Annotated in this window: 11 protein-coding genes and 1 pseudogene; 5 read left to right on the top strand and 7 right to left on the bottom strand. The window is 57.5% G+C overall.

Annotated features, from left to right (window positions below):
• Positions 1-26: 26 nt before the first annotated feature.
• Entirely contained in the window at positions 27-242 is a 216-nt protein-coding gene (locus SynA1825c_RS13230; protein ID WP_186469706.1) for a hypothetical protein, read from the bottom strand.
• 295 nt (positions 243-537) lie between these two features.
• Between SynA1825c_RS13230 and SynA1825c_RS13225 the strand changes: the two genes are divergently transcribed.
• Entirely contained in the window at positions 538-1,005 is a 468-nt protein-coding gene (locus SynA1825c_RS13225) for a nitrate reductase associated protein (RefSeq protein WP_186469705.1), read from the top strand.
• Here the strand turns inward: SynA1825c_RS13225 and SynA1825c_RS13220 are convergent.
• On the bottom strand, positions 986-3,214 hold the full coding sequence (locus SynA1825c_RS13220; RefSeq protein ID WP_186469704.1) for a molybdopterin oxidoreductase family protein: 2,229 nt from the start codon (positions 3,212-3,214) through the stop codon (positions 986-988). The two genes, SynA1825c_RS13225 and SynA1825c_RS13220, sit on opposite strands and share 20 nt — an antisense overlap.
• Before the next feature lie 97 nt (positions 3,215-3,311).
• On the bottom strand, positions 3,312-4,877 hold the full coding sequence (locus tag SynA1825c_RS13215; protein ID WP_186469703.1) for a NarK family nitrate/nitrite MFS transporter: 1,566 nt from the start codon (positions 4,875-4,877) through the stop codon (positions 3,312-3,314).
• 249 nt (positions 4,878-5,126) lie between these two features.
• On the opposite strand from SynA1825c_RS13215, the gene SynA1825c_RS13210 reads away from it, so the two are divergent.
• On the top strand, positions 5,127-5,714 hold the full coding sequence (locus SynA1825c_RS13210) for a molybdenum cofactor guanylyltransferase (RefSeq protein WP_255476986.1): 588 nt from the start codon (positions 5,127-5,129) through the stop codon (positions 5,712-5,714).
• On the top strand, positions 5,711-6,760 hold the full coding sequence (locus SynA1825c_RS13205; protein ID WP_186469702.1) for a GTP 3',8-cyclase MoaA: 1,050 nt from the start codon (positions 5,711-5,713) through the stop codon (positions 6,758-6,760). The genes SynA1825c_RS13210 and SynA1825c_RS13205 overlap by 4 nt, the downstream gene beginning before the upstream one ends.
• A 10-nt stretch (positions 6,761-6,770) precedes the next feature.
• On the opposite strand, the gene SynA1825c_RS13200 is transcribed toward SynA1825c_RS13205, so the two are convergent.
• Entirely contained in the window at positions 6,771-7,610 is an 840-nt protein-coding gene (locus tag SynA1825c_RS13200) for a hypothetical protein (protein WP_186469701.1), read from the bottom strand.
• A 104-nt stretch (positions 7,611-7,714) separates the two neighbouring features.
• Between SynA1825c_RS13200 and SynA1825c_RS13195 the strand changes: the two are divergent.
• Both SynA1825c_RS13195 and SynA1825c_RS13190 read left to right on the top strand, forming a co-directional pair.
• Positions 7,715-8,299, top strand: a pseudogene (locus SynA1825c_RS13195) (cyclic pyranopterin phosphate synthase MoaA); the annotation flags it as partial.
• An 82-nt stretch (positions 8,300-8,381) separates the two neighbouring features.
• Positions 8,382-8,873 carry a redox protein gene (locus tag SynA1825c_RS13190; protein WP_186469700.1) on the top strand — a complete coding sequence of 164 codons (492 nt, stop codon included), beginning with the start codon at positions 8,382-8,384 and terminating at the stop codon, positions 8,871-8,873.
• On the opposite strand, the gene SynA1825c_RS13185 is transcribed toward SynA1825c_RS13190, so the two are convergent.
• The 3 genes from SynA1825c_RS13185 to SynA1825c_RS13175 are packed head-to-tail and all read right to left on the bottom strand — an operon-like array spanning position 8,861 to position 12,191.
• Entirely contained in the window at positions 8,861-9,754 is an 894-nt protein-coding gene (locus tag SynA1825c_RS13185; RefSeq protein ID WP_186469699.1) for a transglutaminase family protein, read from the bottom strand. The two genes, SynA1825c_RS13190 and SynA1825c_RS13185, sit on opposite strands and share 13 nt — an antisense overlap.
• Positions 9,727-10,722, bottom strand: a complete 996-nt coding sequence (locus tag SynA1825c_RS13180) for an alpha-E domain-containing protein (RefSeq protein WP_186469698.1) — start codon at positions 10,720-10,722, stop codon at positions 9,727-9,729. The genes SynA1825c_RS13185 and SynA1825c_RS13180 overlap by 28 nt, the downstream gene beginning before the upstream one ends.
• Positions 10,716-12,191: a circularly permuted type 2 ATP-grasp protein gene (locus SynA1825c_RS13175; RefSeq protein WP_186471231.1), complete on the bottom strand. Its 1,476-nt coding sequence runs from the start codon at positions 12,189-12,191 to the stop codon at positions 10,716-10,718. Before SynA1825c_RS13175 ends, SynA1825c_RS13180 begins: the two co-directional genes overlap by 7 nt.
• Positions 12,192-12,446: the final 255 nt, after the last annotated feature.

The following is a 12,446-nucleotide window of genomic DNA, read 5'->3' as shown; positions in this document are numbered from 1 at the left end:
CGGGTTGTTGACCGCTCCAGTGTTGATCAGCGCTGGCCGAGCACGGACCACATCGCCGCTTGAGAGGTCACCACTGGTTCCACTTGCTGGGTTGCCGTTGCTGCGGTGGATGACGTGTTGGCTGCCTTTTGGCTCAACACCATCTGCACGGCGAGGGAGGCCACAATAAAGGCGCCAACGAAGCCAGCGGCGACGGTCAGGGGGCTGCGCTGGACCTGGCTTGTGGTGGTGCTGAAGGTCATTGAACGAATGTCTGACGACACTCACTATGGATATGAAATGTACTCGTTGCTACCAAAAGCACTGAAATGCTGCAGATTTGACGCGCTGCTCTGGTGATTGAGAACGAGTAGACCCGTCGCTAATCCTTGGGATGCCAACCATCCGTGAGCGGATCCCAATAGCAACCCCAAGGTCAGAGCAAAGCGCATGAACGCGTCCAAAGTTGCTACGAGCCTCTTTGTTCGTGGTGCAACTGATGGTCGTTATTGTCACCGTTTCCAGCTAGAGATAAAAAAATCGTCGCTTTGGCTACCAATGAATTCGCAGCTGGATCAGGCGCGACATTGTTTTGCCTTTGAGCAGGACTTCATCGGATCTTGGCGATGCATTCCTCTCTGCGTTCGCCGCAAGTTGGATTTGGCTGGTGTCAAGCTGAAGTTGAGTCATTGGCTGGCGATGACCCAGGAGCAGCGTCAGCAGCTAGTGGATTGGGGAGATTCACCCGAACACCTCAACCAGATGCGCGAGCATTTGCGTGTCAAAACCGCGACCATGGCGGATGGCGTGGTGAAAGAGTTGCCCCACGCGGTGGATGAGCCCTGGCAGCAACCGAATCATCTGCCGGATCATCTTTCAGACGCAGCGCGGGCGCGTGGTGTGCAGCTCACACTGCAGGCCTGGCAGGCGATGCGGGAGCTCGATCGCTTCGCCCTGTGCAAGCTGGCCAGACCTGGCCACGATCATCACAATCTTGAGGCGGCTTTTACCGAAGTGCTGGGATAAGCAGTCGGCGCAGGCTTTCCAGCCGTCCGGTTTGCTGTTCAGTGGGTTTCCTCACCGATACCGCGGGGGCGACCACGACGGCGGAGGCTTTGAGTTCCGGCTGTTTTGAGATCGGGCAGGATTCCTCATGCATCAGGGTGTTGGCTTCACAGGCTTCGGCCTGTGTAAAGCCCCAGTGCATTGGCAGAAACACAGAGCCGCGGCGAATTCGATCCGTCAGCGTGACGCGGGAGGTCAGGGTTCCGCGCCGGGATGTGATCGCGGCCAGTCCGTTGTCTTCGACGCCGTAGACCTTGGCATCCTCGGGATGCATTTCCAGGCGTGGTTGCGGATGCATGTCGTTGAGTCGTTGCACCATGCCTGTGCGGGTCATGGTGTGCCATTGGCCGAGGTAACGGCCCACGGTGAGTACCAGTGGGTAAACATCACAGGGTGGTTCGGCTAGGCCGAGCGGAGCCTCTGATTGGAACCGGGCACGACCACTGGCTGTTGGGAATCGTTTGCCGACGTAAAGCCGCTTGGAGGTGCGGGTTGGCTCATGTCCTTTGGGGAAGGGCCATTGCTGCGACCCGTGGGAGTGAAGCAGGCCATGGCTGAGGCCGGAGACATCACAGACGCGGCCTTCGGTGAGAGTTGCGAATTCTGCGTAAACCTCCGCTGAGGACGCATACGTGAACTGCTCGGCGAATCCCAGCCGACGTCCAAGTTCAGCGAACACCTCCCAATCAGGACGGCTTTCGCCGTGGCGTGGTCGAAATGACGGGCAGTAGGTGACACGTCGTTCTGAATTGGTCATCGCTCCCGATTTTTCGCTCCACTGCGATGCGGGCAGCAGCAGATGGGCGTAGTGGGAGGTTTCCGTGTCGGCGTAAGCCTCACTGACAACCACGAGCGGACAACGCTGCATGGCGCTTTTCACTCTCTCCAGGTCGGGCATGCTCACCAATGGATTGGTGGCTGCCACCCACCACAGATCGAGCTCGCCCTGCTCCATTGCCTCCACCTGCTGCCAGGCGTTCAGTCCTGGGGCTGCCGCAATGGAGTCTTTGGCGAACCCCCAGGCTTGCTCCACCTCTGCCCTGTGGTCCGGGTTGGTCACCACCCTGTATCCAGGTAGCAGATGTGCCAGTCCTCCGGCTTCACGGCCGCCCATGGCATTGGGTTGACCGGTGAGCGAGAAGGGCCCGGCGCCTGGCTTGCCGATTTCTCCGGTGAGCAGGTGCAGATTGATCAGTCCACTGACCACTGCCGTTCCTTCTCGGCGCTGGTTGACCCCCATCGACCAGAGACTGAGCACACCTTCTTTGCGACTCCATAGTCGGCCGACGGCGCGCAGATCCTGTTCAGTGATTCCGCAGAACTTGGCGGTTTTGCCGGGGGTCCAGGCATTGATGGTCTGGGTGTACGACGCGAAGCCTTCGGTGGCTGCATCGATGAAATCGCTATCAAAGCCGTTGTCTTGGATGACCAGTCGTGCCAGGCCGTGAAGGAGCGCGAGGTCTGTGCCTGGAGCGATCGCTAGATGGTGGTCAGCAATTTTGGTGGTGTCGGTCTTGCGCGGGTCCACCACCACGATGGTGAGCCCTTTTGGGTCACGTTTTTTCCGCTTCAGCAGTCGCTGGAACAACACAGGGTGGCACTCGGCCGTGTTGGTGCCGATGAGGAAGGCCACCGAGCAATGGTCCAAATCTTCGTAGCAACAGGGAGGACCATCCGATCCCAGGCTTCGTGTGTATCCAGCCACCGCGGAGCTCATACACAGCCGCGAGTTGGCATCGAAATTGTTGGTTCCCAGCGCTCCTTTCAGGAGTTTCTGAGCCAGGTAGTAATCCTCGGTATGAAACTGGCCTGACCCATACATGGCGATGGCGTTGGGTCCTTTGCTGGCCAGAGTGCTGCGGATGCGTCCGGTCAGTAGATCAAAAGCGCTGTCCCAGCTAATCGGTTGAAAGTCGTCGTTGAGTGTGGGGCGGTACAGCGGTCGATTTAAACGTCCGCGGGCCAGGGTTTCACCCACCGTGGCGCCTTTGATGCAGACCTGTCCGAGACTGGAAGGGTGTTGGCGGTCGCCGCGTGCGGCCCACATGGGATTGCCTTCAGCATCGCGCTTCACGGATTTGCCTGCCTCGCCCGGAGGCAGCAGTTCCAGGCCGCAGCCCACGCCGCAGTAAGGACATTGGCTTGTGGGGTTAGCTCTGGAATCAGTCACATCCGGAGAGGCAGAAATTCAAAAACCCGGGGGAAGTCCCCCGGGCATTCGGATGGCAGTCGAACTGCAAACTCCGATCAGAAGTGGATTTTGATCCTTAGGCGACCGCTTCTGCCGTTTCGCCTTCATGCAGATCCGCAAAGGAACCTTTGGGTTCCTTGAGGAAGAAGTAGCAGAAGAAAGCAACGATCAGGCCAGCGATTCCAAGAATCTGGAAGAAGCGGCTGTTGGAGTTGGCGATCACCGTCGGATCGGGCTCGGCACCACCACCCATCCACATGGGCAGGAGGCTGAAGATGGTGAGGTAAGTCACGGCACCAACGTTGCCGTAGGCACCGACGAGACCTGCCACCTGTCCGGTGACGCGGCGCTTCACCAGAGGCACCAAAGCGAAGGTTGCACCCTCGCCGGATTGCACGAAGAAAGAGGCGAGCATGGTGATCACCACAGCCACGAAGATTCCAGATGTGCCGGAGAACGTGCCGGGTTTGATCATGCTCATCACCAAATAGCCGATTCCAAGGCCAGCGGTGAGGAAGGCCATGGTGTTTTTGCGGCTGCCGACCTTGTCGGAGATCAATCCGCCGGCGGGACGAGCCACCAGATTCACGAACGCGAAACAGGAAGCGAGGATGCCCGCGGTTGCCTTCGGTAAATCGAAGGTGGTTTCGAAGAAGGTGGGAAGCATCGACACCACAGCAAGCTCGGAGCCGAAGTTCACGATGTAGGTGAGCTCAAGAATGGCCACCTGGCGGAATTCATAGCGATCTTCCTTGGGGTACACCTTGTTGCCGAGGATCAATTCTCGGTTGGTGCGGATGATTCCCCAGGTTTGGAAGATGAACCAAAGGGCAACAGCTCCGAGAGCCAACGGGTAGGTGCTGGCAGTCAGGAAACCAACCTTTTGCAGGCGCCAGCAGAGCACAGCCAGGATGGCTGCGAAAGGAACGTTCATTCCCAGCAGTCCCCAGAAGTCACGCATGGAGGTGACTTCCAGACCAGCTGTCCTCTCGGGGCGCTGGTACACCTTTCCAGGAGGAGTGTCGGTGACGCTGAAGAAGTAAAAGACTCCGTAAATTGCGGAAATAATGCCGCTCAGGGCGATGGCACCACGCCAATTGAGAATCGCGCCGGTGGGCAGTTCGAAACCGCCGGAGAAGGACAGGAAGCCAGCGATGGCCACCATGGTGAGGGCAGAGAAGGCAGAGCCGAAGTTGCCCCAGCCGCCGTAGATGCCTTCAGCCAGGCCGATTTCCTTGGGCGGGAACCACTCAGCCACCATGCGGATGCCGATCACGAAGCCCGCACCAACGATGGAGAGGAGCAGACGAGCCACCACCAGGGAATTGAAATCCTGGGCTGCGGCAAACAGCAAACAGGGAATGGCTGAGAAGACCAGAATCGAGGAATACGTAATTCTTGGCCCAATTCTTGGCCCAAATTTGTCGAGCAGCATGCCGATCAGCACGCGTGCGGGAATGGTGAGAGCCACGTTGCAGATGGCCACCGTGCGGATTTGACCCACCGTCAGGTCAAGGTCTGCTTTCACGGTGGTGGCCAGAGGAGCCAGATTGAACCAGACCACGAAGGTCAGGAAAAAGGCGATCCAGGTGAGATGAAGAGTTCGGTATCTCCCCTGGAACGACCAGAGTTCGCCAAGCATGGGGTTTGTTTGGGATGGAGAGTCAAACCCCGGCGTCGAAACGAAGGCGCCCAGGATTTCAAAATGCGGCGCTCATGCAGACCGCCGGATAATTGCACCATTCGGTGGGCACGTGATTCGTTGCATTGGCTACCGAAATCCCCCACTCGGGGGTCTGGGGGCTGAAAGTTCAGCATTGCTACGCATTGATTGGTAGCGGTTGTTACGTGTATCGGCCGGTCTTTAATTAGCTGGCGTTCTGAGGGTCCTGTGAGCTCGCGATCGCTCAGAGCAGTGGTGTTTGCCGGCGGTGCTAGTCGTCGGATGGGAACCGACAAAGCATTGATCACCACTGCGGACGGATCCACCTGGTTGGAGCGGCAGGTGCGGCTGTTGCGTTCCCTCGGGCTTGAGGTGTGTGTCATGAGTGCTCATGCCAACCATCGACGCTGTCTGTCCGGTTGGCTCGGGGTCACGGTGCATGCCGAACCATGGAGCCCCGCCGGGCCTCTTCGTGCGCTCAGTTGCCTGCTGAATGCCGATGAGACCCAGGCTCTGCTGACCTCGCCGGTGGACATGCCTGCGTTGCAGATTGAGGCGTTGCAAGCGCTTTTGGACGCTTGGCGTCGGAATGAATCGCGAGCGCTGGTGGCCGACGATGGTCAACGTCTTCAGCCTTTGCTGGGCATCTACCCGTGTAGTGCCATCAATCGCGCGGCGCTGGATGCTGAATTGTGTGATGGACAGGCGCGATGGCTTGGCTGGCTGCAGCGGATTGATTACGACAGCCTGCAACTGCCTGCGCAGCAGCTCAGCAATGTGAATGATCCAACCGATCTGGCAGCGTTGGTTGGATGACTTGCGCATCTCCAGTGTCGACGCTTGATCAATGGACCAGGCCGCTGGGGGTGCTGAGGCTCTCACTGACCGCCCGTTGCAATTTGGCGTGTCCCTATTGCTGTCCGGATTCCGCCGATCCTCCGGGAACGTTGACGCTGGATCAGCAGTTGCGTTTGATCCGCGTTGCGGCTCGCCTCGGTGTGCGCACCCTCCGCCTCACCGGTGGTGAACCCCTGCTTAGTGATCGGTTGATGCCATTGTTGGCCGGGGTTGCCGACGGCAGATGCACCCCTGGCGATCCTCTGGTTGGTTTGCGTGACGTGGCGCTCACCACCAATGGGGTGTTGCTGTCCGAGGGGCGCGCCAGGGCTTTGAAGAACACAGGCCTGGATCGCATCACCGTGAGCTTGGATGCTGTTGACGGCGCCGTGGCAGCAACGATGGCCGGACTGCGTGGCGGACGGAGTGCCGGTGATGGATTGGTGCAGCAAGTGCTGGCTGGTCTGGTCGCTGCACGAGCTGCTGGGTTCGATCCAGCTGCAGGTGACCTCAAGCTCAATGCGGTGATTCAACGGGGTGTGAACGACGATCAGTTGATCCCCCTGGCGGAGCTGGCGCGCAGTCAGAGGATGGAATTGCGCCTGATCGAATACATGGATGTGGGCAATCGCAATGGCTGGCGAATGGATCAGGTGCTGCCGGCTGAGGTGATGGTGCAGCGCATTGCTGAGCATTGGCCCCTCAGATCACTGGGTCGGACCCCTGGAGGCACTTCTCGGCGTTGGCGTTATCACGATGAAGTGAGTGACGTTGGTGTGGTTGCTTCCATCAGTGAGCCGTTCTGCGGTGATTGCAACCGTCTACGCATTACGGCCGATGGTCAGGCTTTTACTTGTTTGTTCGCTGCCCAAGGAACTGATTTGACCCCTGCCATGGGGTCCGATCAGGAGTTGGAGCATGCCATTCGTTCTCTCTGGCAGAAACGATCTGATCGCTACAGCGAGGAGCGCCATTGCACGGCTGATTCTCTCCCTCGAGCAGAAATGGCCTATCTGGGCGGTTGAATTAATTGAATCAATGTCCCATGTGTAAGTCGTTAGCTTGTTCCGCGTAGGCCTCACCAGAGATAGGCTGGGGATCTTGCAGATTGACGGTCCATTCAAGGCTGGTCCCTTTGATTGCGAATCCTGGCAATTCAAGGTTAATGCCTTCAATAATTAGTTCCTGTAACAAGCCGTCTTGAACTCCTTGATTGACGCCTTGTAATGCCGAAATTTCGAGTCTTGCGAAGGTATTGTCATTGGGAGCACCTGAGCTGTCCACTACCAGTTCACTGCCTCCCTGCAGATTGGTGAGCGGGATGAATGCGGCTTCGTCTTTGTCGAGATAAAAACTGGTAGTCCGACCCAACAGTGGATCGATTGTGATTTCACCCCAAAACAACAATTGCACATCATCGAGATAAACGGTACCAATACCAGTTATGGGATCGACACTGCCACCGATCATGCCTATTTCAGCCTCTACTTTTCCAGAAAGTTCTACTAAGCCAATAGCAAGATTCTGAGTAAAATTTTGCTCGGCTTGAGGGCAGATGAATGAAAGTACTTTACCGCTTTCGTCTAATCCGAGGCTTACAATGGCTTCCCCAAATTCCATGGTACCTGGCCTTGGGAAACCTGGAAAAAATTCTTCGGGTGTATAAGTGAATGTTACGTCTTGGGCTATCGATTGGAGCGTTACATCATTGTCTCTTGTGTGGTTGGGAATTAGGGAGCGTTGTACTGGTGGGAGCTTGTTTTGGAAGCTTAAGGAGAATATTTTTGGACTGTATGTCAATGGATAGATTTCACGAACTCTTTGTGTCTGGTTTGCATAAGCACTTTCCAACAGTTGCTGTTGTGTTGTAAGCATCGGGAGAACAAATCTGGTTTAAATTTACTGCCTCACAACTGGTTGTCACGTGTTGGGCGGCTTCGAGTTGCGTTTCAGCGTTTGCAGATCGGTTTGAACATGGATTGGTGCAGCAAGTGCTGGCTGGTCTGGTCGCTGCACGAGCTGCTGGGTTCGATCCAGCTGCAGGTGACCTCAAGCTCAATGCGGTGATTCAACGGGGTGTGAACGACGATCAGTTGATCCCCCTGGCGGAGCTGGCGCGCAGTCAGAGGATGGAATTGCGCCTGATCGAATACATGGATGTGGGCAATCGCAATGGCTGGCGAATGGATCAGGTGCTGCCGGCTGAGGTGATGGTGCAGCGCATTGCTGAGCATTGGCCCCTCAGATCACTGGGTCGGACCCCTGGAGGCACTGCTCGGCGTTGGCGTTATCACGATGAAGTGAGTGACGTTGGTGTGGTTGCTTCCATCAGTGAGCCGTTCTGCGGTGATTGCAACCGTCTACGCATTACGGCCGATGGTCAGGCTTTTACTTGTTTGTTCGCTGCCCAAGGAACTGATTTGACCCCTGCCATGGGGTCCGATCAGGAGTTGGAGCATGCCATTCGTTCTCTCTGGCAGAAACGATCTGATCGCTACAGCGAGGAGCGCCATTGCACGGCTGATTCTCTCCCTCGAGCAGAAATGGCTTATCTGGGTGGTTGAACCGTCGTCGATATCACCGTTTCTAAGCGAAAAGCTCGGTACAAACGTCTGAGAGTTCGGGCCGTCCTTCGGCCCATCGGTGATGTTCGAACTGTTGTCATACGAGCGCTTTCGCGACACGCCATCAGTTCGGTTTTTCGATGTGACGGTTGATACATCGAACGCTCGTGATCTGGTCATTCACTCCGGCCCGGCCGTGAGTCCTCCGAACGATCCTGATTCCGGTGCGTGGCAGTTTTACTTGCATCCCCATCAAGAAGACAATCTCCTTGCCGCTAGCGGAGGCCGCACCTTTTATTTGGTCAACCTGGCTTGGGAACAGCCTTTCCATATCGTGCGGCTGGAAAGCGGTGGAGACATCCTCCGCATTCCACCGGGCACGTTCCATCGTTCGATTTCTGATCCCGATGGATCAGTGGTTCTGAATCAAGCCGTGCGCGAATCAGGAGTGTCTTTGTTGCGTGAATTCCGCGTGTACAACAGCGCTCGCATTCCTGCTCTGATGGCCGCCACGGTCAGCACGGCGATGAAGCCGCGGCTCCATGGTGTTGAACCATTGCTTCAAGCGGCATGAACGACGGCCGGTGCACAATCGCTGAGCTCGTTTTCTTCGACAGTGATCGACCAACTGAGTTCACTGGGTGTATCAGGTGGGCCACTGAAACTGCCGCTCACTGCTGCAGTGAGTTCGGGTTTGGATGATGTGGCCAGAACCACGTAGCGCTGTGTCACTTCTCCGCCCGCGCTGGGATCAAAGCCTCGCCAGCCGGCGCCAGGGAGGTAGACCTCGGCCCAGGCGTGCAGGTCGTACTGATCGGGTGCTGGTTCCAGTAGCTGATAGCCGCTGACGAATCGGGCCGGCAAGCCCACCACGCGACAACAAGCCACCATCAGCATGGCCAGGTCACGGCAGGATCCGATCCGTTCTCGCAGGGTGCGGCCCGCTGGCCAGGCCGGCCCCACATGGCGTTGGGTGTATTTGACCCGCTCCTGAATCAAGGCCATGAGCTGCTTGAGAAATGCCAGCGTGTGTTGGTTGCTCCCCATGAGTGCTTCTTGGGTGAGATCGATCACCGAAGGTTCGTGTTGTCCATTCGGCAGCCAGCTTTCCAGTGCTCCTTGAAGGTCAACGTTCAGTTGGCCGCGCGGGTAAGGCAAGGGAACTTCCAGCCCGTTAAAGCAGGTTTCCAGAGCTGGTGCAGGGCGCGTTTCCACCAGGCTGCAAGCTTCAAAGCAGAGCTGATCGGTGCAACCGAGAAAGATCAGTCGCTGAATTTCATCACCACTGGCGGCCAGCAGTTCTCGCCGTTGATGGGGCTCTGGTGTCACGCTGAGCTGATGCTCGATCAGGGTCTGAAAGCCCTGGGCCCGTGGTTTGAGGCAGAGGCGGTGTTCCCCAAGGCTCACCGCTGCCGCGTATTGATAGGTCAGGCGGTGAAGGATTCGGGCGCGCATAGAACTTCGGTTGGGGTGGAATGCAGCTCAGTGCTGGTGAAATAGCGGCTCTGAATCAGATTGTGCAAACGATTGAGATCCTGTTGCAGTCCATCGATCGCTTCATGAAGACCGCCCTCAATCAAGCTGTCGATGCGCACGTAGCTCCATCGCGCCAGTAGCTGACCGCGCAGGCAGTCGAGGTCATCGGGTGCTGCCTGAACGGGCTGGGTCTGGATCTGCTTCAGGGTGTCATTGATCCCCTGCAGGCAGTAACGCACGGAGCGTGGAAAGATGGGATCGAGCAAGAGAAATCCTGCAACGGAGACGGGATTGATGGCCTGCTGCATGCTCTGCCGATACATCTGGTAAGCACCGGCTGTTCGCAACAAAGCGATCCACTGCAGTTCATCGAGCACCCCGCCCACCTCTTCCGGTGCTGGAAGCAGCAGGTAGTACTTCACATCCAGGATTCGTGAGGTTTTGTCCGCCCGTTCGATCAGGCGGCCCAGTTGGCTGAACAGCCAGCTCAGATCACGGCTGAGTGTGGTGTCAGTAATGCCGTAAAAGATTTGACATTCACGTCGGATGATGCGCAGTCGCTCCTGTGTGGGTTCCTGCCAGATCGCTTCCCCGTCTTGAAGGCTCCAGTGCAGATCATTGATCTGTTCCCACATCTCTGTTGTGATCACGTCCCGGATCTGCCGAGCGTTTTCGCGAGCCATGCTGATGCAGCTCACGATGCTGTTGGGGTTCTCGCGATCCAAGAGCAGGAAGCGGCTCACATCGCGCGGTTGTCCAGCCGGATAGTTTTGATCGAAGCTGTGGCGGTCACCAGTCGCATCCACGAGTGGTAGCCAGGGCTCAGCGCTCCCCGGCGGGCAATCCAAGGCCATCGCCTCACTCACCTCCAGGAAGCGGGAAATATTTTCGGCACGTTCGAGATAGCGGTTGATCCAGTAGAGGGAGTCGGCGACCCGGCTCAGCACGGCACGGCCTCCATCGGTTGCGTTGCGCTCACCTGTTGTTCATCGACAATCCAGGTGTCTTTGCAGCCCCCACCTTGAGAGGAGTTCACCACGAGTGAGCCGCGTTTGAGAGCGACCCTGGTCAGGCCGCCGGGGCTAACCCAGCTGCTTTTGCCTCGGAGTACGTAGGGCCTCAGGTCCACATGGCAGGGGTAAAGCTCCCCGTCACTGAGGGCAGGAACAGTGGAAAGCTGAAGGGTCGGCTGGGCGATGAAGTTGCGCGGATTGGCACGAATCCTGGAGTCGAAGTCGGCGATCTCCGTGCGGCTGGCCTGAGGTCCGATCAGCATTCCGTAGCCTCCTGCTTCAGCAACTGACTTCACCACCAGCTGTTCAAGGTTCTCCAGCACATAGGCGCGGTCGTCGGGCCGAGCACAGAGGTAGGTGGGAACGTTCTCGATGATCGGTTCTTCACTGAGGTAGTAGCGGATCATCGTCGGCACGTGGGCGTAGATCAATTTGTCGTCCGCGATGCCGGTTCCAGGAGCATTGGCAATGGCGACGCGTCCCCGACGAAGCACATCGATGAGGCCAGGAACGCCGAGCATCGAGTCGCTGCGAAACACGGTCGGGTCGAGGAAGTCATCGTCGATGCGCCGGTAGATCACATCCACAGGAGTGCGTCCATTGGTGCTTTGCATCCAGGTGCGGCCGTCCACACAGATCAGATCCCGGCCTTCCACCAGGGGAATGCCCATCTGTTGCGCCAAGTAGCTGTGTTCGAAATAAGCGCTGTTGAACACCCCTGGCGTCAGGATCACGACCCGTGGTGCATCACTCCATGGCGCCAGATCCTGCAGCGTGCGCAGCAGATGGGAGGGATAATCATCGATCGGTTGGACGGTGCGTCCCGCAAACAAACTGGGGAACAACCGTTTCATCACCCGCCGGTTCTCCAAGAAGTAGGCCACGCCGGAGGGACAACGCAGGTTGTCTTCCAAAACGCGCCAGGTGCCCTGCCCATCACGGATTAAATCCAGTCCGGAGATATGGCACCAACGATTCAGCGGCAGGTTGATTCCTTGCATTTGTGGTCTCCATCCCGAGGAGCTTTCCACGTCTTCCCTGGGAATCACCTTGTCGTTGAGGATGGTCTGGGGGCCATAGATGTCGGCCAGAAAGCAATCAATCGCTTCCAGCCGCTGCAGCAGCCCTTGCTCCAGGCGCTGCCACTGGCCGCGGCTGATCAATCGTGGCAGTGGATCGAAGGGAAGGATGCGTTCACTGCCGTTGAGTCCGGAATCATTCAGCCGGAAGGTGGCTCCCAGTCGACGCAGAAGATTGCTCGCAGAGGCATGGTTGCGGTTCAGTTCCTGCAATCCCATCTGGCCAAGAGATGTGAGCAGAGGGGCGAGGTCGTCCCTAGGCGATTCCGTAATGCTGCAAAAATATTCGTCGTAGCCGACTGAGGGTTTGTAGTCGGTGAACATCCCGAAACCATGGTGTAATGGCATCCAAAACCTCGGCCTGTCACCTGTCTGGTTGTGGTTGCTACACATTCCGCAATTTGACTCGGGAATGCGTGGGGGCTTGGTGTTTTGCGTAGTCCCGAGCACCGGAATCGCTTGAAGTCCTAGGTCTCGCGTGCGGTGTTTGCTTATCTGATGGGCGAAGCCAACACCATCTCTCGTCTTGGATGAACTGCTCTGGGCGCGCTTGATCTTCGCCCTTGGCGCACTGGTCAC

Source organism: Synechococcus sp. A18-25c, from assembly GCF_014280035.1.
Lineage (GTDB): Bacteria > Cyanobacteriota > Cyanobacteriia > PCC-6307 > Cyanobiaceae > Synechococcus_C.
Note: the sequence above shows the minus strand (reverse complement) of the source record. Positions and strands in the feature narration are given on the sequence as shown.

Excerpts from the sequence above, each read along its gene's own strand:
- SynA1825c_RS13230 (WP_186469706.1), bottom strand. The coding sequence starts at position 242 with ATGACCTTCAGCACCACCACAAGCCAGGTCCAGCGCAGCCCCCTGACC.
- SynA1825c_RS13225 (WP_186469705.1), top strand. The coding sequence starts at position 538 with ATGAATTCGCAGCTGGATCAGGCGCGACATTGTTTTGCCTTTGAGCAG.
- SynA1825c_RS13215 (WP_186469703.1), bottom strand. The coding sequence starts at position 4,877 with ATGCTTGGCGAACTCTGGTCGTTCCAGGGGAGATACCGAACTCTTCAT.
- SynA1825c_RS13205 (WP_186469702.1), top strand. The coding sequence starts at position 5,711 with ATGACTTGCGCATCTCCAGTGTCGACGCTTGATCAATGGACCAGGCCG.
- SynA1825c_RS13200 (WP_186469701.1), bottom strand. The coding sequence starts at position 7,610 with ATGCTTACAACACAACAGCAACTGTTGGAAAGTGCTTATGCAAACCAG.
- SynA1825c_RS13190 (WP_186469700.1), top strand. The coding sequence starts at position 8,382 with ATGTTCGAACTGTTGTCATACGAGCGCTTTCGCGACACGCCATCAGTT.
- SynA1825c_RS13185 (WP_186469699.1), bottom strand. The coding sequence starts at position 9,754 with ATGCGCGCCCGAATCCTTCACCGCCTGACCTATCAATACGCGGCAGCG.
- SynA1825c_RS13175 (WP_186471231.1), bottom strand. The coding sequence starts at position 12,191 with ATGTTCACCGACTACAAACCCTCAGTCGGCTACGACGAATATTTTTGC.